We start from the raw sequence: 22,087 nt of genomic DNA, 5'->3' as shown, positions 1-22,087 counted from the left end.
TCCTGTCCGGCGTGCTCTGCAGGCATGAGCGGGCTGGCGCGCTTTCGGCGCGGCAAATCCGCTTTCATGGATGACTTTTGCTCCCCGGCTTGCTAAGCCCGCCTCACTGTTTCCATTCGCAAAAGACATCATCATGCCCGATCTTCTGCTTGAACTCCGCTCGGAGCAAATCCCAGCACAGCCGCTCGCCCGCAGCGCCGCAGGCGCAAGGACGACCAAGCAGGAAAGCATGCGGGCCAAGGAACGCCTCAATGCCTGATCTCCTGCTAGAACTTCGCTCGGAAGAAATCCCCGCACGCATGCAGCGCAAGGCAGCGGGCGATCTGAAAAAGCTCGTCACCGACGCGCTGGTGGATGCGGGCCTCACCTATGAGGGTGCACGCGAATACTGGACGCCACGCCGTCTGACGCTGGATATCCGCGGCCTCACGGCCCGTTCCGCCGATCAGCGCGAAGAGATCAAGGGGCCGTCCACCAAGGCACCGGAACAGGCCATCGCCGGTTTTCTGCGCAAGGCGGGTCTTTCGGATGTTTCGGAAGCGCAGGTCGTCTCCGATCCGAAGAAGGGTGATTTTTACGTCGCCATCGTTTCCAAGCCCGGTCGTGCTGCGGAAGAGATCATTTCGGACGTGATGCCCGGCATCATCCGCAATTTCCCCTGGCCAAAATCCATGCGTTCGGGTTTCGCCTCCATGCCCAAGGGCATGACGTATGGCGGCATCGACGGCAAGGGTTCGGAAAGCATGCGCTGGGTGCGCCCGCTGCAATCCATCGTCTGCCTGTTCGGTCCCGAACATGACGAAACCCAGGTCATTCCGTTTGAGATCGACGGCATCGTCGCCGGCAATGTCACCTACGGTCACCGTTTTCACGCGCCGGAAGCCATCACCGTGCGTCGCTTCGACGATTACGTGGCGAGCCTGGAAAAGGCCAAGGTCATGCTCGATGCGGACCGCCGCAAGGACATGATCCTGCACGACGCCCGCGATATCGCTTTCGCCAACGGCCTTGAACTGGTCGAGGATGAAGGTCTGCTGGAAGAAGTGTCCGGCCTGGTCGAATGGCCGCATGTGCTGATGGGCACGTTCGAGGAGGATTACCTGCAAATCCCGGCGGAAATCATCCGTCTCACCATCAAGACAAACCAGAAATGTTTTGTCACGCGCCCGCAAGGTGCGGAAGAAGGCCTGTCCAACCGCTTCATCCTGATTTCCAACATCGACGCCAAGGATGGCGGCAAGGAAATCATGCATGGCAACGGCAAGGTTGTTCGCGCACGCCTGTCCGACGCCAAGCATTTCTGGACCCGCGACCAGGGCGACCTGCCGGATCTGGAAACGCTCAAGGCGTCTGCCGCAAAATTCGATCTCGACCTGAAAAAGCCGCTCGACCAGCGTATGGCCAAGCTCGATGCGCTCAACGTCACCTTCCATGCCAAGCTAGGCAGCCAGGGTGAACGCGTTGCCCGCATCCGCGCACTGGCAAAACAGCTTGCCGCGATCACCGGTGCTGACGCCGCTTTGGTGGATCGCGCCGTGGTGCTCGCCAAGGCCGATCTGCGCACCGAAGCCGTCGGCGAATTCCCCGAATTGCAAGGCCTGATGGGCCGTCGTTATGCGCTCTTGCAGGGCGAGGACGTCTCCGTGGCCGCAGCCATCGAAGACCACTGGAAGCCGAACGGCCCCTCCGACCGCCTGCCGGAAGACAAGGTGGGCCTGACGGTCGCCCTCGCCGACAAGCTCGACACGCTGACCGGCTTCTGGGCCATCGACGAAAAGCCGACCGGCTCGAAGGATCCGTATGCTCTGCGCCGCGCGGCTTTGGGTGTGGTGCGCATCATTCTGGAGCGGAAGGTGCGGTTGCCGCTGCTGAGCGTCGTCAAGGACGCCGATCTCCTCTCCTTCTTCCACGACCGCCTGAAAGTCTATCTGCGGGATATGGGCGCCCGTCACGACATCATCGATGCCGTGCTGACGCCCGAGGCCGACGATCTGCTGCTGGTCGCCCGCCGCGCCGAAGCGCTCACCGCTTTCGTAACCTCGGAAGACGGCAAGAACCTGCTGGCCGGCACCAAGCGCGCCACCCAGCTTCTCGCCGCTGAAGAAAAGAAGGGCACTGTCGTCGCCGATAGCGTGTCCGATGCGCTGCTGAAGCTCGATGCCGAAAAGGCGCTCTGGGCTGCCATCACCGCCGCTTCGAAGGACGCGTCGGAAGCCGTCGCCAAGGAAGACTTCATCGCCGCCATGGAAGCGCTGTCGAAGCTGCGTGCACCGGTCGATACATTCTTCGAGGACGTTCTGGTCAATGACGAGGACAATGCCATCCGCGCCAACCGTCTGGCTTTGCTGAAGGCCATCCGCGAGGCGACCGGAACAGTTGCGGATTTTTCCAAGATTTCGGGGTGAGGCAGGTTCGCACCCCGCTTGGACGTCATCCTCGGGCTTGACCCGAGGATCTGATCACACCCGCAAAATGAGCCGCAGTAGATGCTCGGGTCAAGCCCGAGCATGACGATGGTGGGTGGACTGCCGGCCTGACAAGACTGCCACGCCATGTTAATCTGCGTCTGAACGCCAGACCCGGAGCCGTCATGAACAAGCCTGTGCAAGTGACTGTCAGTGAGCATGCTGCAAGCTTTGTCGCGCGGGAGCTGGAAAGCGGGCGTTTCGGTACCGTTGACGAAGTCGTAGAGGCCGGCCTCAGAATGCTCGAAGAAGAGCAGATGCAGGTCGAGCGGCTGCGCGAGTTGTTGATCGAGGGGGAAAACAGCGGAGAGACTGTTCCTTTCGATCCCGAAGCGCTTATGGCTTCCGTCCGCGCGTCGTGGCAACGCCGTGGCTAATGTCCGGCTCCGCCCCAGCGCAGAACAAGACTTCGTCAAGATCGGCGACTATACGCGGGAAACATGGTCGGAAGAGCAAGCGCAGATTTATCTTCATAAGCTCCTGCAGACCATAAGGCAGATAGGTGAGCGCCCTCTGTCTGGAAGGCTATTGGGTGGTGTTCGTGCTGAATATCGCAGCCGGCGGTCAGGATCACATTTGATATTCTACGTTGCCAAACCAGATGGGCTTGTTGAAGTCGTGCGCATTCTCCACGAAAAGGTGGATATCCGCCGCCAGCTGCAAGACCCAGAATGACCGCCTCCAAAATCCTCGTCAGTGCCTGCCTGCTCGGCCATGCCGTCCGTTATGATGGCAAGGGCAAGCCGCTTGCGCATCCGCTGCTGGAACGCTGGAGGCAAGAGGGCAGGGTGGTGACGATCTGCCCGGAAATGGCGGCCGGCATGCCTGTGCCAAGGCCACCAGCGGAAATCGAAAACGGCATGTCGGGCGAGGATGTGCTTTCCGGCCGCGCAAGGGTGATGGAAATCACCGGCGGCGATGTCACCGCCGAATTCATTGCGGGTGCGGAAAAGGCGGTGGTCTTCGCGCAGGCAAACGGTTGCCGCCATGCGCTCTTGATCGATGGCAGCCCGTCCTGTGGCTCCGGTTTCATCTATGACGGATCGTTTGCGGGCAAAAAGCTGGCCGGTAATGGCGTCACAGCCGCTCTCATGGCTCGCGCCGGTATCGCGGTCTATTCCGATCGCCAGATCGAGGAACTGGCCAAATCACTCGGTTTCTGAAGACGTGCCGAGGGCCTGAAACGAAAAAGCCGCCAGCACCTTTCGGCACTGACGGCTTTCTCACCCCGCGTCCCCCGCGTAGCTCGTAATAAGACGTTAGCTTGCCCGGCGCATCTGGCCGGCCATGTGATGCAGGTTCGCACCTGCACCCGCATTGCCGATCTTGAAGCCGCGGATCAGGCCCAGCAACTCGCCGGTATCGGCGGCCAGCGTTTCCGCCGATGCCGTGGTTTCTTCGGCCATAGCCGCATTGCGCTGGGTTGCCGCATCCAGCTGGTTCAGCGAGGATGTGATCGAGCGCAGCGTCGTGTCCTGCTCGGCCGCCGAATGAGCGATCTTGCTGACTTCGTCGCTGGCCGCCTTCACCTGATCGGAAATCCGCTTCAAGGCCTCGCCGGCTTCACCCACAAGGCGAACGCCGTTCTGTACCTGGCCGGAGGAGCGGGAAATCTGGTCCTTGATTTCCTTGGCGGCGGCGGCCGAGCGCTGTGCCAGTTCGCGCACTTCCTGGGCGACGACGGCAAAACCCTTGCCGCTTTCGCCGGCACGCGCGGCCTCGACACCGGCGTTGAGCGCCAGAAGATTGGTCTGGAAGGCGATCTCGTCGATCACGGAAATGATCTTGGTGATCTCCACCGATGACTGTTCGATGCCGCCCATGGCGTCGATCGCCTGCGTTACCACCGCATCGCTGCGGGTGGCTTCGCTGCTGACCGAGGAGACACGCTGCGAAGCTTCCTTGGCGCCGGATGCGGTCTGGCGCACGGCAACGGCCAGTTCGTCCAGCGCTGCCGAGGTTTCTTCCAGGTTTGCCGCCTGGCGCTCTGTGCGCTGCGAAAGCTCGTTGGAGGCGCGGCGGATCTCTTCCTTGGAGCCGCCGATATCGACGCCCTTGGCATTGACCTTGGCCATCGCGGCTTCGAGGTGAGACAGCGCCTCGTTGAAATTGTCACGCAGATCGGCGTAACGCGAACCGAGATCGCCGCAACGAACGGTCAGGTCGCCCTGGGCAAGCGCTGCAAGCGAGGTGCCGATGGTGGAAACGACGCGGGCCTGAAGTTCTGCCTCGCTGCGCTGGTTGTTGAGGTTCTGCTGGCGTTCGCCGTCGAGCTCTTCTTGGCTGCGCTGCTGGCGTTCTTCCATGGCATGGCGCTCGCGCACCTTCTGCTGCAGGGCCTGCGTGGCGCGGGCCATCAGGCCCACTTCGTTCTTCATCCCGGTATGCGGAATGGCAAGATCGACATCCTCGTCTGCAACCGCGTTGAGCGCCGAGCGGATATCACCGAGCGGGCTGGAAATGTTGCGGATGACGACGAAGGCGAGCAGCGAGCCGAGCACGAGAATGACGGCGCCGATGCCGACGGCCTTGTAAACCTCGCCACGGATCTGCGCTTCCAGATCATCCACGTAAACGCCGGTGACCAGAACCAGCTGCCACGGCTCGAAGGACAGCGCGTAGGAACTCTTGCGGAAGCCGTCGCCCTGCTGGCCCGGCTTCGGGCCGAGGAAGTCTGCGGTGCCGCCGCCGTTGCGGCCGATCTTGACCAGTTCGTCGCGATACATGAAGCCGGTGACGTCAGGCTTGCCCTTGAAATTCTGGCCCAGACGCTTCGGGTCGGGATGAAGGCGCATGGTGATGTCGTAGTCATAGGCGTAGAGATAACCGTCCGGCTGGAAGGTCATGGCGGCGATGGCGGTGAAAGCCTGTTTCTGGGCGTCCTCGCGGCTCATCTCGCCCTTGGCCTCGCGGGCCTGGAAGGACTTCATGATGCCGATACCCGATTCCACCTGCGTGCGCAGCATGGCGTAGCGCTCGGCATAGATGGCATTGGTGGAAGCCTGGAGAATGAAATAGGTGCCGACCGCAAATCCGACCATCAGGGTCAGGACAAGCAGCACGAGCTGGTGGGAGATCTTCAGGTTCTTCATGGAGCCCTCAAGGTGGATCGGGCAGCAACGGATGCAGCCTCAACGTGTTTATGTATCGGGAAGAAAAGCGCATCCTGCGCCGGAACTATGCTGCATCGCACTCCCCTGCATTTATACGGGATACTTAAATAAAAATTTAATTACGACTCTTGCTCGCGTCGGGCGGCAATGTTTAGTTTTGCTGATCAAAGATGAGGTATGTCAGCGGTTGTGTTTTGCGCTGTCGATCGCGGAAAATCTCAAATAAATCTGTTTTTGTTACTTTTTGTGCGAAAGTAGAGCGACCACGGATGTCTGGTGTCGAGGCTTGAAAAGAAAAAGGCGCCACCGGGGTGACGCCTGCGCAAGCCATGGTCTGTTTCAAAAGGCTCACGAGGGCCTATTCGCCACGAATCTCGAACTGGTTGAAACTGCCCGGCTCTTTCTCGGAACCACCGGCGCGTTCGCTTGGCTGTTCGCCGACGGCTGCGGTCGTTGCATCAGTGTCGACACCGTCCGGGTTGGACGAGGGAAAGATGCGGGCGGTATTGAGCGGACCGCTGCGGACCGGAAGCGTGGCGTCGTTTTTCTGCTCGGGCGTGGTCATCCACCCGGGCATCTTGCTGATGAAGGTTACCGGCGAGCCGCCCCACCAGCCTTCGGTGCGCACCAGCTTTTCCTCGCCGTTGATGTCGCGGATTTCCGTGCGCTGCACATCTGCTCCAAGCGTCGGAACCTTGTAAATGCCGGCTCCATCATCTTCCTTGGCGACCGTCACCGCTCCGCATGCCGTGCACAGCTTCTCGACAATGCTGCCTTTCGCGCCGGTCGTGGCCAGTTCCGTAATGGACGACGCCAATGCGGGGCTGCCGATCGAAAGGATCGCCGCAGTCAGAACAAGGTGACGCATGACAAGTCTCCGGTGTGCTGCCGCGTATTGGCGGCTGGACGCAATTTTGCTGTCCGCAAGCTTACCCCCGGCTTCCTTGCCATCCGGTCACGAGATTTGGTAAATATTGAACGAATGCCGAATTGAGGCAGGGTAGGATAGGCTCAGCCCTGTTCGCGGGCCACGGCCCGCCAGCCGATATCACGGCGGCAGAAGCCGTTTTCCCACTCCACCCCTTCGACCAGCGCATAGGCGCGTGCCTGCGCCTCGGCGACACTCGGACCGGTCGCCGTCACGTTCAGCACGCGGCCGCCGGTTGCTACGAGCTGGCCATCCTTCAGCGCCGTGCCGGCATGAAAGACTTTTTCACCCTCGGTTGTATGCGGAAGCGCTGCGATCGGCGTGTTCTTCTCATAATTGGCCGGATAGCCCTTGGAAGCCATCACGACGGTCAGCGCCACGTCATCGCTCCATTCGGCGGAGACCTGATCGAGCGTGCCGGTGGAGGCCGCGTAGAGCAGGTCGAGAAGATCGCTTTTCAGGCGCATCAGCAGGACTTGGGTTTCCGGATCGCCGAAGCGCACATTGTATTCGATCAGCTCCGGGCCCTTCGGGGTGATCATCAGGCCGGCGAAAAACACGCCGGTAAACGGATAACCGCTTTCCGCCATGCCGCGGATGGTCGGCTCGATGATTTCCTTCATGGTGCGTTCCACCATGTCGGGCGTCATGACCGGGGCAGGGGAGTAAGCGCCCATGCCGCCCGTGTTCGGGCCGGTATCGGCATCGCCGACACGCTTGTGGTCCTGCGCGGTGGCGAGCGCAAGGGCGGTCTTGCCGTCGGACAGGCAGAAGAAACTGGCTTCCTCGCCGTCGAGATAGGCTTCCACCACCACTTCCGCGCCGGCTGCACCGAATGCGCCGTCAAAACAGTCGGTGATGGCGGCCAGCGCTTCCTCGATCGTCATGGCGACGGTCACGCCCTTGCCGGCGGCAAGGCCATCGGCCTTCACAACGATCGGTGCGCCCTGTTCGATCACATAGGCCTTGGCCGGTTCGGCGCTGGTAAACCGCTGGTAGGCGCCGGTCGGAATATCGTAGCGGGCGCAGATATCCTTGGTGAAGCCCTTGGAACCTTCGAGCTGGGCGGCTGCCATGGACGGGCCGAAAACGGCAAAACCTTCGGCACGCAGGAAATCGGCAATGCCGGCAACCAGCGGACCTTCCGGGCCGACGACGACAAAATCGATCGCCTTGCTCTTGCAGAAGTCGAGAATGCCGGCGTGATCATCGACACCGATATCGACCAGCGTGGCACTATCGGCCATGCCGGGATTGCCGGGAGCGACGAAAAGTTTGGTGAGGCGGGGCGACTGGGCCAACTTCCAGGCCAGCGCATGTTCGCGGCCACCGGAACCGATCAGGAGAACTTTCATATTCCGCCTCTTCTTATCGCTAGAAATTTAGCCCAGAAATGTAGCTAAGGGGCGGTTAATTCGGGGGGCGGGAAAGGTCAAGAGCCAGTTAACTCTAAGGGGCAAACTTGCCACCTTACCCTCAGATTTCGCCCCCCTGGAATCCCCGGCCGTGGGGCGGCCGGAGATGCATCATCATGGGGCAAACGGGTCGGTCCTTATCCTGAGTGTCGCTTCGAAAATCCGTCGATTTCGATAGGTCAGGAAGGGAACGGGTTCGCCGTTGATTTTTGCTAAGTACAACTTATTGTTGAGGTAATGGATAACTGCCTCCAGCTCCTCAGTGCCGACGGCGTCGTCGGCTGCAAGAATCCTGGCAACCTTCTTTGGCATGAACATCTCCACTTTTCATGTCGCATCATGCGACAGGGAGGAAGTATAGGAAGGCGCCCCAATATGAGAACCTGTCATTTAGCATGGCTGCCAATATGGTTAGGATACGGTAACGGTTTGTGCCGGAACGGTGCAGGCGGGCGGCAAAGCTGTGGAACCGCTTTTCATTGCCCCATCACTGCGTTGCCATGCCACAATGTTCGACTATGGTCGCCGCTCCGAATTTTGAACTGGGAACACCATGGCTGCTGATATCCGCTCCCTCGCCGTCACCATTGCTGCCGAGATCAACTCGAGGCCGGATCAGGCCGTCGCCGCGATCGGATTGCTGGATGAGGGCGCGACGGTGCCGTTCATCGCCCGATACCGCAAGGAAGTGACAGGCGGGCTCGACGATACGCAGCTGCGTAACCTCGCCGAGCGTCTCGTTTACCTGCGCGAACTGGAAGCCCGCCGCACATCGATCGTCGACAGCATCAACACTCAAGGCAAGATGACCGACGAACTGGCGGTCAAGCTCGCCAAGGCCGTCACCAAGGCGGAACTTGAAGACCTTTATCTTCCCTACAAGCCCAAGCGTCGCACCCGCGCCGAAATCGCTCGCGAGCGCGGTCTCGGCCCGCTGGCCGAAGCGATCTGGGCCGACCGTTCGTCGGATCCGGCCACACTTGCGCAGGCCTATATCACCGGTGAAGTGACCGACCTGAAGGTGGCGCTGGAAGGCGCACGCGATATCGTTGCCGAAACCATTTCCGAAAATGCCGACCTGCTCGGACGCTTGCGCAATCATATGCGCACCGGTGCCCAGCTGAAGGCCCGCGTGGTCGACGGCAAGCAGGAGGCGGGCGCCAAATTCGCCGACTATTTCGACCATACCGAACGCTGGGCAACCGCCCCCGGCCACCGCGCGCTGGCCATGCTGCGCGGCTGGAACGAGGAGTTTCTGACGCTCACCATCGAGGTCGATGCCGACGACACGTCGCCGATCAAACCTGCCCAGCGCATCATCGCCATGGCCTTCAACATTTCCGACAAGGGTGCGAGCGACCGCTGGCTGATGGAAGTCGCCGGCTGGACATGGCGCGTAAAACTGTCGATGTCGCTGTCACTGGACCTGATGCGCGAAATGCGTGAGCGCGCCGAAGAAGAGGCGATCCACGTTTTCGCCCGCAATCTCAAGGACCTGCTGCTGGCAGCGCCGGCCGGCGCACGCGCAACCATGGGCCTTGATCCGGGCATCCGCACCGGCGTGAAAGTGGCGATTGTCGATGCCACCGGCAAGGTGCTGGAGACATCGACCGTTTACCCGTTCCAGCCTCGCAATGACGTGCGCGGCGCGCAGACGGAACTGGCGGCGCTCATCCGCAAACACAATGTCGAACTGATCTCCATCGGCAACGGTACCGGCAGCCGCGAGACGGAAAAGCTGGTGGCCGATCTGCTCACCAATCTGCCGGGCACCAAGCCCACAAAAGTCATCGTGTCGGAAGCCGGCGCCTCGGTCTATTCCGCTTCGGAAACCGCAGCTCTTGAATTCCCCGGCCTCGACGTTTCCTTGCGCGGCGCCGTTTCCATCGCCCGCCGCCTGCAGGACCCGCTTGCCGAACTCGTAAAGATCGAGCCGAAGGCCATCGGCGTCGGCCAGTACCAGCACGATGTCGATCAGGGAAAACTTGCCCGCTCGCTCGATGCCGTCGTCGAAGACGCGGTGAATGCCGTTGGCGTCGATCTCAACATGGCCTCGGCACCGCTGCTGGCGCGCGTTTCGGGCCTCAGCAAATCGATCGCCGAAGCCATCGTGTCTCACCGCGATGCCAATGGCGCCTTCGCCAGCCGCAAGGATCTGCTGAAGGTCGCGCGCCTCGGCAACCGCACGTTTGAGCAGGCGGCCGGTTTCCTGCGCATCCCGAACGGCAAGGAGCCGCTCGATGCCTCTTCCGTCCACCCGGAAGCTTATGGCGTTGCGAAAAAGATCGTTGCCGCCTGCGGTCGTGATCTGCGCGCGCTGATGGGCGACAGTGCTGCGTTGAAAGCCGTCGATCCGCGCCAGTTCATCGATGAACAGTTTGGTCTGCCGACCGTCAAGGACATCATTTCCGAACTGGAAAAACCCGGCCGCGACCCGCGCCCCAGCTTCAAGACCGCGACCTTTGCCGATGGCGTTGACGAAATCACCGACCTGAAAATCGGTATGCTGCTGGAGGGCACCGTCACCAACGTTGCCGCTTTTGGCGCCTTCGTCGATATCGGCGTGCATCAGGACGGTCTCGTCCACGTCTCGCAGCTGGCCGACAAGTTCGTCAAGGACCCGCATGAGGTGGTGAAGGCCGGCGATGTGGTGAAGGTCCGCGTCGTCGAGGTGGATGTGAAACGCAAGCGCATAGCGCTCACCATGCGCAAAGATGGCGGCGAAGCGCCTGCACCCGGCCCACGTGGCGGCGATCGCGGCAAGCCGGTGAACCCGAAACTGATGAACACGGAAAAGCCGGCCAGTCAGGGCGCATTCGGCGCGGCTTTGGCGGAAGCGATGAAGAAGCGGTGAGGGGCGGTTGCCGATCTCTCCGGTTGAGAGAGATCGGTATGACCGGAAGGACATTCATCACGTGACCCGTATCCACGATGTGACGAGAACGGACGAAAAAGCCTGCTTCACGCTCATTCGCAACTCCGATGGATTTTATTCATTCGGTGAAGAACAGGAGTGTTGGGGTGAAGTGCCGGGGTTTGATCCTTACGCTTATTGGACAACGACCTATACGTCAGGGCTTTACGACGATCTTGCCGCAGCCGAACGTGACGCGAAAGCGGCGCTCGGCTGGTTGCGGGGCTCCGATGTAAAATGGTCGTCGGACGCCTGATCACAAGGCTCGCGACAGCCGCTGCGGATTGGCAAATTTTGCCGTCCGGCCGCGTCATTGCCGCCGTCTCCTCGCATGGACAAATGATCGAAAACGAAAAGTTGACATTTGGCGTCAGTGTATCTATCTAGGGTTTATCGATATTTTCTTGCCGAGATATTCTTACTGCGCGTGGTATCGCGTGTTGGACGACCCTCCCTCTAAAGCATCGTTATCATCATCCGCGACGTGTACGCGTGGCGGTCCCTCTTGTTGCTAAGAAAGGGTTCATCATGACCACTGGCACAGTAAAATGGTTTAACTCCACCAAGGGCTTCGGCTTCATCCAGCCTGACAACGGCGGCGCTGACGCGTTCGTTCACATCTCGGCTGTTGAGCGCGCTGGCATGCGCGAACTCGTAGAAGGCCAGAAGGTCTCCTTCGAGTTGGAGCAGGACAAGCGCTCCGGCAAGATGTCGGCCAGCAACCTCCAGGCCATCTAAGATCGGTTTTCCGCTTTCCTTTGACCACGGATGTACTGGCATTGTTGAAAGCGTGAGACCACGTGAAGGTCAGGTGAAAACCTGGCCTTTTTTGTTATTGTGGTCGGCAGAAGTGCCGCGACCGGCAAGGACAAAGTCATCACGGAATGCCGAAGCCTATCCAGCGCGGCATGACTGGAGGGCTGCATACGTGGCGTGCTTGTCAGGACGTCATGCCCGGCATATTTTACCAGCGGCAAACCTCACAGCTGGGGAAAGCATGTTCCTTGCCAGGGCATCACAAGCTGCCGCGACCATGAGAAGGAACACGATATTATGGAAAAAAACGCTGCCGCATCGCTTACGGTGGAACTGACCCCAACCCAGGTCAGGGGCTTGAAGCTTGCAAAGGATGGCGACCTGTTCCCGCAGGAAGGCAAAAAGTGGACGCATCTTGACGCCCAGGTGACCTATGCACCGTCGGACCGCTTCAAGGAACGCCCGCGCGCGGTGAAAACCGCAACGACTGTCACCGTCAACCAGCTGCGAGAGCACGGCCTCTTGCGCGAGCTGAACCCGGACGTTGATGCATCGGAATCTGCGCATGGAATTACCATGGCCGGCAAGATCTGGCTGCTGAAGCACAAATGACGTTTCTGGAAGCCGAGGTCACTTGGGATTGTCAGACATGCGGTGCATGTTGCTCGTACTCTTCCGAATGGCCCCGCTTCACCATGGAAACAGATGAAGCTCTGGATCTTATTCCGGAGAAACTGGTCGCAGCGGACGGGCGGGGCATGCGTTGCGAAGGCGAACGCTGTTCGGCCCTTTCAGGGCAGGTTGGCGTCGGCGCAGCCTGCCAGATCTACGAGGTCAGGCCCGATGTGTGCCGAGCCTGCAATCCCGGTGACGACGAATGCAGGACCGCCCGCGCGGCCTTCGGGCTGGATAGTGTGGGCCACGCGTAAAAGCGCGCCTCCATCCCACGCTTGACCAAATCATCCTCGCGGGGCAGAAACCGGGCATGACAAACAGCCCCGATGATACCGGCCGCGTGGCCGATGCGCCTTCCGACAACTGGGTCTATCATGTGCTGCCGCGCGCCGCCTGGCCCTATGCGCAGCTTGCCCGCTGGGACCGGCCGATCGGCTGGCAGCTTTTGATGTGGCCGTGTTTCTGGTCGGTCGGCCTCGCCGCCAATCACGATGTTGCCGATGGCCGTTTTTCGCTCGGCTGGGTGCTGTTCTACCTCTTCCTGTTTTTTGTCGGTTCGGTCGCCATGCGCGGTGCTGGCTGCACCTATAACGACCTGGTCGACCACGATATCGACATGGAAGTGGCGCGCACCCGCTCGCGTCCGCTGCCGTCGGGCCGGGTCAGCCGCTCCGAGGCAAAACTGTTTCTAGGCGCACAGGCGCTTGTCGGCCTTTGGGTGCTTTTGCAGTTCAACCTGTTTTCGATCGGCCTCGGGATCCTGTCGCTGGCGGTGGTTGCCATCTATCCCTTCGCCAAGCGCTTTACGGATTGGCCGCAATTCTTCCTCGGCCTTGCCTTTTCATGGGGCGCTCTGATGGGCTGGTCGGCGCTGTTTGCCGAAGTGTCATGGGCGTCGTTTTTCCTCTATGTCGCCGCTGTTCTGTGGACGATCGGTTACGACACGATCTACGCCCATCAGGACAAGGAGGATGACGCGCTGGTTGGCGTGCGCTCCACCGCCCGCCTGTTTGCAGAAAATACCAAGGCCTGGCTGATTGGTCTTTACGGAATGGCGCTGCTGTTCCTGATCCTGGCCTTTGCCGCAGCCGGCGTCGGTTTCCTCGGTTATTTCGGCCTTGCCGTGGCGGCGATCATGTTCGCCTGGCAGATTCTCATTCTGGAAATCGACAACCCGGATCACTGCCTGCGCCTGTTCAAGTCGAACGGCCGTGTCGGCGCGGTGATCTTTGTTGCACTTATGGCCTCGCTGGCATCGTTTGCCTGAAACGTTTTCATCGCTGAAACAGACAAAAGGCCCGGTCTCGCGACCGGGCCTTTTGCGTTTGAACCATGCCACCCTTAACGGCGGGCGATGATTTCCTTGCCTTCGATCTTCATCGTCACGCCAAGGCTGCCGGTCGAGCGGCGCACCAGGAAACGTGGGCGACGGGCGGCGAAATAGGAGTGGCGGCGGCGCTGGGTGGGCGCGCTCTGGCGCACTTCGCCAAGGTGGTTTTCAAGCGGGCGGGCAACGCCGTCGGCTTCCACCATCAGCATCGGGATGTGGAAGGCTTCCGACCACGAGCGCCAGTCGGCCGCGATATCGCAAAGATCATGGGCAACGAGAAGCGGTACGCACAGATCCGGATCTTCGTGATGCAGTTCGAGCGTCACCGTCACCTCACCGTCGCCATGGTCGATGGCGCGGGCGGCCACACCCTTGAAGGCGCGGGCCGGCAGGGCAAACGACATCGGCAGGCCGCTCTGTGGCAGGATCTTGCGCAGAACAGCGCCCCGCTCATCGATCGTGATGGAAACATCGCCGTCGGCGCCGCGCAGGCTGTAGCTGATCTGCTGGAGAATTCTTGCGGGGTCGAGCCGCAGAGCTGATCCGGCCCATGCGGGCTTCAGAACGGATTGTGTCATCTAATGCACCCTTGTTTTACCTGAGAGCCGTTTCCGACGTCTCACCGGGACTTTTGTCCTCTGATGGCTCCAACATAGGCGCGCCCCTTCCAGAACGACTTAAAAATCGCGGTTAAGAAATCCCTGCCGGTTCAGATGGTTAGCAAAACCGAATCTGTTACGGTTTCGGATTTATGAACATCGGCGGTTTTGTGCGGAGCTGAAACGCGGCGTATCAAGGCGGAACAGGGCAAGGCTGAGACAAGCCTAGGGTGAGAGAATTACGCAAGGAATTCCTTAAGCGGACCTGTGTAAAACATCAGGTGAACGACACCGCGAAGGCATGAGACGAGGGCATCCGCATGGTATCGACATATCTGAGCTACGATCTGGTCAACCGCGATCTGTCGACAAGTCTTAAGCGTGTGTCGAACCAGTCTGCCGTCAAGCGCGAGGCCGATTATTACGAGGCAAATATCGGCAAGATCACCAGCGTCGACGAATTCATGGACGATTACAGGCTTTATGCCTACGCCATGAAAGCCTACGGCCTGGAAGACATGACCTATGCCAAGGCCTTCATGCAGAAGATCCTGGAAAGCGACCTGTCCGACGATGACAGCTTTGCCAACAAGCTGGCGGACAGCCGCTACCGCGATTTTGCCACGGCCTTCAATTTTTCCGTACAGGGTGCCGCAGCCCAATCCGAGACCCAGATCGGAAACTTTACCGATCTCTACGGTACGACGATGGATGACAAGGGAGCCGGCGTTGCCACCGAAACGGGTTATTTCAACGCCATGATGAGCCAGGTGGGCAGTGCCGACGCGCTGCTCAACAATGAACGCCTGCGTTCTTATGTTTTTACCGCTTTCGGGGTCGACGAGAAATATTACAATCGCGCGGTGGTAAAGGGTGTCCTGTCCAGCGATACGACGGACCCGGACAGCTACATCAATACGACATTGGGCGTGCAGCGCGATGATCTCGGCAACAGGCTGACCGATGCGCAGGCCCGGTTCGAGGCCGCGACCACCACCGCCGACAAAAACCTGATACAAGCCGAGATCAACGGTTACGAATCGTCGCTCGACACGATCCAGACCTATTACGACATGGCCAATGCGTTCAATTTCAACGCTGATGGAACCATGCCCGCCGAAGGCGCGCAGTCTGCCGAGCAGCAGACGGCGGTTAACACGCTGTATCTCGCCAACCAGGAGCGGCTGTCATCGGCAACAGCTGCGGCCGAACGCGATTATGTGAATGCCAAGATGGCGACGGTGACCGATGTCAACGAGATCCTGACCGACAACAGGGTTTATAATTATATCAAGGTCGCCTTCGATCTGACCTCGGCAACGGTAGTGCGTTCCACCATCGAGCAGATTCTGACCAGCGATCTCAACGATCCCGGCAGTTATGCCAATATCTACGGCGCCACACGACCTGCCTATCTGGACTTGGCAAAGGCGTTCAATTTCGGAACCGATGGCAAGGTGGCTGCGGGCGCTGCGCAGACCACACAGCAGGCGGCAGAAGCCGCCAGCCGTTATTTCAGCCGTTACGACGACGCGCAGGATGCCGCTGATGAAAAGGCGGTCAGCCTCTACAAGACCGCGATTGCCGACGTGAAGACCGTCGATGAATTCCTGACGAAGCCTGACGTCTTCAATTTTGCCTTGAAGGCGGTCGGTCTCGACCCGGCTTCCGTCAGCAAATCCACCATCAAGCAGGTGCTGACCAGTGATCTTACCGACAGCAAGAGTTATGCCTACAAGCTCAATGACGAACGTTACCTGACACTCGCCCGTGCCTTCAACTTCACCAAGGATGGCGGCATTACCACGGCGCTTTCGGCGCAGACGGAGGGTACGGTCAAGTCCGTCGCGTCGGAATACATCATCAAGGTGACCCGTTTCATCGACGATGAAAAGCGGCTGGGCACCAAGGAAACGGAAAACGAGAGCGGCAAGAAGGTGCGTGAAAACATCACCGCGCGCACCAAGGCCAAGGAAGAAGCATCGGTCGAAACGAAATATTATTCGGAACAGATGCTGAAGATCAAAACAGCATCCGAATTTATCGACGACGACCGCCTGACCACGGTGCTGTTAACCGCTTACGATATCGATCCGAAATCGGTGGACAAGGATTTCCTCAAACAGGTCTTCGCCTCCGATCTCAGCGATCCCGAAAGCTTCGTGAACCAGCAGAAGAATTCGGTCTGGGCGGAAATCCTCGGTACATTCAATTTCGATACGAAGGGCAATCTCGCCAAGCGCGATGACGGCACCTCGATCCAGACGCAGGGCAAGGTTCTCGAAACTGAAAACCGCTACAACCGCCAGACTTTGGAAGAGGAGCAGGGCGAAAGCAATAACGGCGTGCGTCTTGCGCTTTATTTCGAACGCATGTCGAAATCGATCACTAGCGCCTACGACATCATCGGCGATACCGCACTTCTGGAATTTTTCCGCACCACTTATTCGCTGCCGGAGGAATTCAGCAACATGGATGTCGACAAGCAGGCGGAACTCGTCAAGAAATACATGAACCTGGAAGATCTGAAAGACCCGGAAAAAGTTCAGAAGGTCATCAACAAGTTCACCGCGCTTTACGATCTGGAAAACAGCAACGCATCCTCCTCCGCGCTGAGCATTCTCACGGGCAATATGTCCGGCGCGGGTATCAGCGCCGACCTGCTTTCGGCTATCAGCCAATATCGGTAACAGGGCTGGCCGCTAGTCGGCTGTGCCGGCCCTATGCCCTGATCACCTTGTCCGGGTTCATGATGCCGGCAGGATCGAAGGCATGTTTGATGCGACGCATCAGGTCCATTTCGATATCCGAGCGGATCGCGGCAAGCTCGTCGCGCTTCAGCTGGCCGATCCCGTGTTCGGCGGAAATGGAGCCGCCCGCTTTCAGGACCAGACCATGGACGATCTCGTTCACCTCGTGCCAGCGGGCAAGGAATTCCGCCTTGTCGGCGCCCACCGGCTGCGAGATGTTGTAATGGATATTGCCGTCTCCCAGATGCCCGAAGGCGCAAACGCGGGCGCCGGGTACGGCCGCCAGCACAGCCTGTTCGGCTTCCGCCATGAAGGCCGGGATCTTTGAGATCGGCACGGAAATGTCGTGCTTGATCGAGCCGCCCTCCGGCTTCTGTGAGGCCGACATGCTTTCGCGCATGTGCCACAGGGCCTGAGCCTGCGCCACCGACGAGGCAATCACCGCATCCTGCACCAGACCGGCCTCGAAACCCTGCTCCAGCAGGGCATGCACCATCGTCTCGGCGGTTTCAGCAGAATCCGACGTGGAAATGTCGATCAGCGCGTACCACGGGTGCGGGCTTTCGAGCGGATCGCGCACGCCGTCGATATGTTTTGTGGTGAACTCCACACCGATGCGCGGCATCAGTTCGAAACCGGTCAGCGCCGGCCCGCACAGGCTCGATGCCTTTTCGAACAGTTTGAGCGCATCCTCGGTGGAATTGAGGCCGGCAAAGGCCACCTGATGACCGACGGGGCGTGGGAAAAGTTTGAGGACTGCACAGGTGATGACGCCGAGCGTGCCTTCCGCACCGATGAACAGGTCGCGCAGATCATAGCCGGTATTGTCCTTTTTCAGCCGTCGCAGGCCGTCCCAGATCTCGCCGGTCGGCAGCACCACTTCAAGGCCGAGGCAAAGCTGGCGCATGTTGCCATAGGCAAGCACCGCCACGCCGCCGGCATTGGTGGAAAGATTGCCGCCGATACGGCACGACCCTTCCGAACCGAGCGACAACGGAAACAGCCGGTTGACCTCTTCCGCGGCGCGCTGCACTTCGGCAAGGATCACGCCGGCATCGCAGACCAGCACGTTCGCCACCGGATCGATATCGCGGATGCGGTTCATGCGTTCCAGCGAAAGAATGATGTCCGCCTTTCCCGCACGCGGCGTCTGTCCGCCAACCAGACCGGTATTGCCGGTCTGCGGCACGATTGCCGTGCCGGTCTCGCTGGCAAGTTTCATGATCGCCGCGACTTCCTGCGTCGAGCCGGGCTTCAGCAGCATCGGCGAGGTGCCGCGATAAAGGCCACGGTCTTCCGTCACGCGCAGGGCGAGATCGGCCTCATCGCGAAGCGCATTGTCGGGTCCGACGATGGCGGCAAAGCGGTCGAGCAGCGCGGTGTCGATCACCATTGCATCGGTCTGCGGAACATCCATCGGCATTTCTCCCAGAGGCTTGTGTCTTGTGTTTTATTCGCGAGGGGCGGCGGCGCGCACCAGCCGGTCGTTGATCGCTTCGCCGAGCCCATGTTGCGGAATGGCGGTCACGGCAATGCGGTCCGCGCCGGTGGCATCGGCTCTTTTCAGATAATCGAAAAGGTTGGCGGCGGCTTCTGCAAGGTCGCCGCTCGGGCTGAGGTCGAACACGGCCTTTGCCTTGTCGATGCCCTCGACGGCAACGCCGCCCAGCCGGATCAGCGCTTCGCCCGGTTCCACATGGATTGCGTCCAGACGCACGGCAGCCCCCGGCGCATAATGCGATGCCAGCATGCCCGGCGCCTCGATGATCGCCGCCGGTCCTTCGCGGCGCTCGACCGTCAGGCCGGTGGCAGCCTCGATATCCTCGACCGAAAGCCCGCCCGGCCGCAATAGCCGGATCGTTCCGTCCTCGACGCGCAAAATGGTGGATTCGACACCGACCGGCGCCGATCCGCCGTCGATGATCAGGGGAAGCTTTTCACCAAGATCGTCGGCGACGTGACGCGCACTGGTCGGGCTGATCTTTCCCGACGTGTTGGCGCTTGGCGCGGCCAGCGGCCTGTCCAGTGCGGCAATCAGATCAGCCGTAAAGCCTTTTGGAACGCGAATGCCCACGCTATCGAGACCCGCCGTTGCCAGCGGATGGATGCTGCGCCCGTCTTCCTTCAGCGGCAGGATCAGCGTCAGCGGTCCCGGCCAGAATTTTTCCGCCAGCTTTCTGGAGATCGGATCGAATTTCGCATGCCGCTCTGCCATCGCAAGATCCGACATATGGCAGATCAGCGGGTTGAAACGCGGCCGGCCCTTGGTCTCGTAGATACGGGTAATCGCTGCCGGATTGGTGGCGTCGGCTGCAAGCCCATAGACGGTTTCGGTGGGGATGGCAACCGGCTGCCCATCCTTGAGGATAGCCACAGCAGCGTCGATTGCCGCCTGCTTTTGCCCGATGCCGTCGATGATCTCAGCTGTCATGCACACGCTGTAGCGCGCGGCAGGGGGAGGGGCAATATTTTTTGCATTTGAAAACCGCCAGCTCGAACGAGCGCACGCATTGTCGGTGCCCCATACTTCGTCCAGACTGCAGGCCATGACCAATCCCCGAGACGCATCTGCCATTCTGTTCTGGACAAACGAAACCGATCCATCCCTGGCCGAGCCTGACAGTGCCCGGCGGCTATCGGACAGAAGCCGGAATCAGCGCGTCGTTCGGGTGATTGCCCGCAAGGATGGCTGGGCAGATATCCGCTTCGGCAGTGAAAAATTCAGTGTCAGCGAGACCTGTCTGACCGTCATCGAACCGCTGCAGATGGATGTCGGCGATACGGTGGCGTTTTCCGCTGGCCATGGCACCATTCGCGACATCCTCTGGCATTTCAAGGATGGCGTGCCGAACTATTATCTCGAACAGAGCGGAAAGAAACTGTCGAAACGTTATCTTACGGCCGATCTTGTCCGCGTTTGACTGCGGTCACGATCATCCCGGTCTTGAGTAGGGCGTTTTACATCTTCTGCAAAATCGCGCGAAACGCACTGTCAGGCGCGCCCAGCATCAGCACGTTTCGCAGCGCATCATGCGGATTGCTGGTTTGGAACAGCACGCCATTGCCTCGAATGCCGCGGTTGATGCGCATCTTTGCAGCCCCCGGCTCACCTTCGATGGCGACAGCAAAATACATGCGGCGTCTTTCGGCATTGATATGCTCGAAAAACTGCTCGCTCTCGCCAAGCTCGGCAAAAAAATTGCAGATGTAGAACGACCAGCTGACCGAGCGCTGCGCCATATAGGTGCTGGCCGCCGTCACATGGCAGTAACCGAGATGCGGCCGTTCCGGAAACGTGCGGTGAAACAGCACTTTCGGAAACTGGATGTCGTGGTGAAAGGCGTTCAGCCGTTCATGCGTGGTTTCGCCGGCGGTCTCCAGCTTCTTGCCGGTGCGTGTCGCCACTTCCTCATAGGTGAGGTAACGGCGCTCCTGCGGAAACCAGTCGTCGCGATGGCGCGAGATGCGGCCGGTGCGCAAAAATTCGGAATGCGCGGCCGGCTTGATCCGTGGCGCTACCGGGCGCCAGGCGCTGGCATCGTAATATCTGAGCTTGGGGCTTTCCACAGCGGTGCCACTCCGTTGATTGCGTGCAGATTAGCAATCGTTTGTTAACGGGGTGTTTCCACGATTTTATGTTTGTTAATAGCCTGTTTGCGCCAAAGCGGGATGGTCAGGCAGCGCGTGTGTTGCTGTAGCGGACTGATATCTAAGAGCAAAACCCGACATGTCGCTTTTGTGTCAGGCATGCGTTTTGTCGTCAATGCCGAAGAGCATGTCGCAATGTCGCTCTGCCGATGAAACCCGCTCGCGCTATAACGGTCTCATGTTCAGGTAAAAGCCGGCTTGGGGTGCGGATGGCGCACCCGGTCCAACCCACGATTTGAGGAGTGGAACATGGATATTCGCAATGACGTTCTGCGACAGCTGAAAAATCATCGTCCGGGCTACAGCCTGGAACAGCCGTTTTATATCGACAAGGATTACTTCCAGCTCGATATGGAAACCATCTGGTACCGCGACTGGCTGTTTGTCGGCCATGATTGCGAAATCCCCAAGGCCGGCAATTATTTCACGCTGCAGATCGGCGATTACCCCGTCGTCATCGTGCGCGGCAAGGACAAGCTGATCCGCGCCTTCCACAATACCTGTCGCCACCGTGGCCACCGCGTCTGCACGCAGGAACGCGGCGCATCGGCAAAGCTCGTCTGTCCCTATCACCAGTGGACCTACGATCTCGACGGTTCGCTGGTGTTTGCCCGCCAGATGGACGAGAGTTTCGACAAGTCCAAGTTCGGCATGAAACACGTGCATTGCGAAACCGTCGGCGGTTACGTGTTCATCTGCCTTGCCAACGAGGCCCCGGATTTCGCACCCGTTCGCGAAAAGATCGAGCCTTACATGGCGCCGCATCGCCTTTGGGAAGCCAAGGTCGCGCACCAGAACACCATTGTCGAAAAGGGCAACTGGAAGCTCGTCTGGGAAAACAATCGCGAGTGCTACCACTGCGCCGCCAACCACCCGGAACTCTGCCGCACCTACCCGGAAGCGCCAAGCGCCACCGGCGTGCAGGGTGCCGCCGACGATCCGGTGATTTCCGAACACTGGGCGCGCTGCGAAGCCGCCAACCTGCCGAGCAAGTTCGATATGCACCCGGACGGCCAGTTCCGCGTTGCCCGGATGCCGCTGATCGAGGATGCCGAAAGTTACACGATGGACGGCAAGCGCGCCGTGCGCCGTGCGCTGTCGGATGACGTGACGATCTCGCATATCGGCACCATGCTTCTGTTCCACTACCCGACGACGTGGAACCACATGCTGGTCGACCACACGATTTCCTTCCGCGTGCTGCCGATCAGCGCCGAGGAAACCCAGGTCACCACCAAATGGCTGGTGCACAAGGATGCGGTGGAAGGCGTCGATTACGATATCGAACAACTCACCCACGTCTGGAACATGACCAACGACCAGGACCGCCAGATCGTCGAGGAAAACGCCTTCGGCATCCGCTCGCCGGCCTATGAACCGGGGCCGTATTCCGAACTGCATGAGGGCGGCGTCATGCAGTTCGTCGAGTGGTACACGAAATTCATGGTGGACCGCCTGCAGGGCGATCAGGCCAAACTTTCGGCCGTTGCCTGA

23 protein-coding genes are annotated in these 22,087 nt (G+C 59.9%); 14 read left to right on the top strand and 9 right to left on the bottom strand.

Annotated features, from left to right (window positions below; translation table 11 throughout):
- The first annotated feature begins 133 nt into the window (after positions 1-133).
- The 5 genes from GAO09_RS30255 to GAO09_RS16575 all read left to right on the top strand — a co-directional run bounded on the left by GAO09_RS30255 (position 134) and on the right by GAO09_RS16575 (position 3,628).
- Positions 134-259 carry a hypothetical protein gene (locus GAO09_RS30255; protein WP_274379768.1) on the top strand — a complete coding sequence of 42 codons (126 nt, stop codon included), beginning with the start codon at positions 134-136 and terminating at the stop codon, positions 257-259.
- Positions 252-2,405: a glycine--tRNA ligase subunit beta gene (glyS, locus tag GAO09_RS16590; protein ID WP_153355118.1), complete on the top strand. Its 2,154-nt coding sequence runs from the start codon at positions 252-254 to the stop codon at positions 2,403-2,405. Before GAO09_RS30255 ends, glyS begins: the two co-directional genes overlap by 8 nt.
- A gap of 185 nt (positions 2,406-2,590) precedes the next feature.
- Entirely contained in the window at positions 2,591-2,842 is a 252-nt protein-coding gene (locus GAO09_RS16585) for a type II toxin-antitoxin system ParD family antitoxin (RefSeq protein WP_153355117.1), read from the top strand.
- Entirely contained in the window at positions 2,835-3,140 is a 306-nt protein-coding gene (locus GAO09_RS16580) for a type II toxin-antitoxin system RelE/ParE family toxin (RefSeq protein ID WP_209018737.1), read from the top strand. Before GAO09_RS16585 ends, GAO09_RS16580 begins: the two co-directional genes overlap by 8 nt.
- On the top strand, positions 3,137-3,628 hold the full coding sequence (locus tag GAO09_RS16575; protein ID WP_153355115.1) for a 2-thiouracil desulfurase family protein: 492 nt from the start codon (positions 3,137-3,139) through the stop codon (positions 3,626-3,628). The genes GAO09_RS16580 and GAO09_RS16575 overlap by 4 nt, the downstream gene beginning before the upstream one ends.
- A gap of 96 nt (positions 3,629-3,724) precedes the next feature.
- Here the strand turns inward: GAO09_RS16575 and GAO09_RS16570 are convergent, their stop codons facing one another.
- The 5 genes from GAO09_RS16570 to GAO09_RS16550 all read right to left on the bottom strand — a co-directional run bounded on the left by GAO09_RS16570 (position 3,725) and on the right by GAO09_RS16550 (position 8,233).
- Positions 3,725-5,557 carry a methyl-accepting chemotaxis protein gene (locus tag GAO09_RS16570; protein ID WP_153355114.1) on the bottom strand — a complete coding sequence of 611 codons (1,833 nt, stop codon included), beginning with the start codon at positions 5,555-5,557 and terminating at the stop codon, positions 3,725-3,727.
- Between the two features lie 172 nt (positions 5,558-5,729).
- Positions 5,730-5,930: a hypothetical protein gene (locus tag GAO09_RS16565; RefSeq protein ID WP_153355113.1), complete on the bottom strand. Its 201-nt coding sequence runs from the start codon at positions 5,928-5,930 to the stop codon at positions 5,730-5,732.
- 6 nt (positions 5,931-5,936) lie between these two features.
- Positions 5,937-6,446, bottom strand: a complete 510-nt coding sequence (locus GAO09_RS16560) for a plant virulence effector HPE1-like domain-containing protein (RefSeq protein WP_153355112.1) — start codon at positions 6,444-6,446, stop codon at positions 5,937-5,939.
- A 143-nt stretch (positions 6,447-6,589) separates the two neighbouring features.
- Positions 6,590-7,861 carry a phosphoribosylamine--glycine ligase gene (purD, locus tag GAO09_RS16555; protein WP_153355111.1) on the bottom strand — a complete coding sequence of 424 codons (1,272 nt, stop codon included), beginning with the start codon at positions 7,859-7,861 and terminating at the stop codon, positions 6,590-6,592.
- 174 nt (positions 7,862-8,035) lie between these two features.
- Positions 8,036-8,233 carry a hypothetical protein gene (locus tag GAO09_RS16550; protein ID WP_153355110.1) on the bottom strand — a complete coding sequence of 66 codons (198 nt, stop codon included), beginning with the start codon at positions 8,231-8,233 and terminating at the stop codon, positions 8,036-8,038.
- Positions 8,234-8,474: 241 nt separating this feature from the next.
- Here GAO09_RS16550 and GAO09_RS16545 point away from each other — a divergent pair, with 241 nt between their 5' ends.
- From GAO09_RS16545 to ubiA, 6 genes are all read left to right on the top strand, one after another.
- Entirely contained in the window at positions 8,475-10,775 is a 2,301-nt protein-coding gene (locus tag GAO09_RS16545) for a Tex family protein (protein WP_153355109.1), read from the top strand.
- A 61-nt stretch (positions 10,776-10,836) separates the two neighbouring features.
- A complete protein-coding gene (locus GAO09_RS16540) occupies positions 10,837-11,091 on the top strand; it encodes a hypothetical protein (RefSeq protein ID WP_153355108.1) in 255 nt (84 codons plus the stop codon).
- A gap of 272 nt (positions 11,092-11,363) precedes the next feature.
- Complete coding sequence (locus GAO09_RS16535; protein ID WP_153355107.1) at positions 11,364-11,573, top strand: cold-shock protein; 210 nt, start codon at positions 11,364-11,366, stop codon at positions 11,571-11,573.
- 315 nt (positions 11,574-11,888) lie between these two features.
- Positions 11,889-12,203, top strand: a complete 315-nt coding sequence (locus tag GAO09_RS16530; protein WP_153355106.1) for a hypothetical protein — start codon at positions 11,889-11,891, stop codon at positions 12,201-12,203.
- Entirely contained in the window at positions 12,200-12,520 is a 321-nt protein-coding gene (locus GAO09_RS16525; RefSeq protein WP_153355105.1) for a YkgJ family cysteine cluster protein, read from the top strand. The genes GAO09_RS16530 and GAO09_RS16525 overlap by 4 nt, the downstream gene beginning before the upstream one ends.
- A gap of 56 nt (positions 12,521-12,576) precedes the next feature.
- The gene (gene ubiA / locus GAO09_RS16520) at positions 12,577-13,533 is read left to right on the top strand and encodes a 4-hydroxybenzoate octaprenyltransferase (protein ID WP_153355104.1); all 957 of its coding nucleotides are present in this window, start codon (positions 12,577-12,579) and stop codon (positions 13,531-13,533) included.
- A gap of 74 nt (positions 13,534-13,607) precedes the next feature.
- Here ubiA and GAO09_RS16515 read toward each other — a convergent pair whose 3' ends face one another.
- Positions 13,608-14,174 carry a DUF6101 family protein gene (locus GAO09_RS16515; RefSeq protein WP_153355103.1) on the bottom strand — a complete coding sequence of 189 codons (567 nt, stop codon included), beginning with the start codon at positions 14,172-14,174 and terminating at the stop codon, positions 13,608-13,610.
- A gap of 341 nt (positions 14,175-14,515) precedes the next feature.
- On the opposite strand from GAO09_RS16515, the gene GAO09_RS16510 reads away from it, so the two are divergent.
- Entirely contained in the window at positions 14,516-16,885 is a 2,370-nt protein-coding gene (locus GAO09_RS16510) for a DUF1217 domain-containing protein (protein ID WP_153355102.1), read from the top strand.
- 31 nt (positions 16,886-16,916) lie between these two features.
- Here GAO09_RS16510 and GAO09_RS16505 read toward each other — a convergent pair whose 3' ends face one another.
- Together GAO09_RS16505 and GAO09_RS16500 are read right to left on the bottom strand one after the other, a co-directional pair.
- On the bottom strand, positions 16,917-18,362 hold the full coding sequence (locus GAO09_RS16505; RefSeq protein ID WP_235938223.1) for an FAD-binding oxidoreductase: 1,446 nt from the start codon (positions 18,360-18,362) through the stop codon (positions 16,917-16,919).
- A 33-nt stretch (positions 18,363-18,395) separates the two neighbouring features.
- Complete coding sequence (locus tag GAO09_RS16500; RefSeq protein ID WP_153355101.1) at positions 18,396-19,376, bottom strand: L-threonylcarbamoyladenylate synthase; 981 nt, start codon at positions 19,374-19,376, stop codon at positions 18,396-18,398.
- Between the two features lie 115 nt (positions 19,377-19,491).
- Between GAO09_RS16500 and GAO09_RS16495 the strand changes: the two genes are divergently transcribed.
- On the top strand, positions 19,492-19,866 hold the full coding sequence (locus tag GAO09_RS16495; protein ID WP_153355100.1) for a hypothetical protein: 375 nt from the start codon (positions 19,492-19,494) through the stop codon (positions 19,864-19,866).
- A 37-nt stretch (positions 19,867-19,903) separates the two neighbouring features.
- Here the strand turns inward: GAO09_RS16495 and GAO09_RS16490 are convergent, their stop codons facing one another.
- The gene (locus tag GAO09_RS16490; protein ID WP_324185429.1) at positions 19,904-20,512 is read right to left on the bottom strand and encodes a DUF6656 family protein; all 609 of its coding nucleotides are present in this window, start codon (positions 20,510-20,512) and stop codon (positions 19,904-19,906) included.
- A 330-nt stretch (positions 20,513-20,842) separates the two neighbouring features.
- Here GAO09_RS16490 and GAO09_RS16485 point away from each other — a divergent pair, with 330 nt between their 5' ends.
- On the top strand, positions 20,843-22,087 hold the full coding sequence (locus tag GAO09_RS16485; RefSeq protein WP_153355099.1) for an aromatic ring-hydroxylating oxygenase subunit alpha: 1,245 nt from the start codon (positions 20,843-20,845) through the stop codon (positions 22,085-22,087).

Source organism: Endobacterium cereale (genome assembly GCF_009617585.1).
Classification (GTDB): Bacteria; Pseudomonadota; Alphaproteobacteria; order Rhizobiales; family Rhizobiaceae; genus Neorhizobium; species Neorhizobium cereale.
This window is presented reverse-complemented; position numbering and strand designations above follow the sequence as displayed.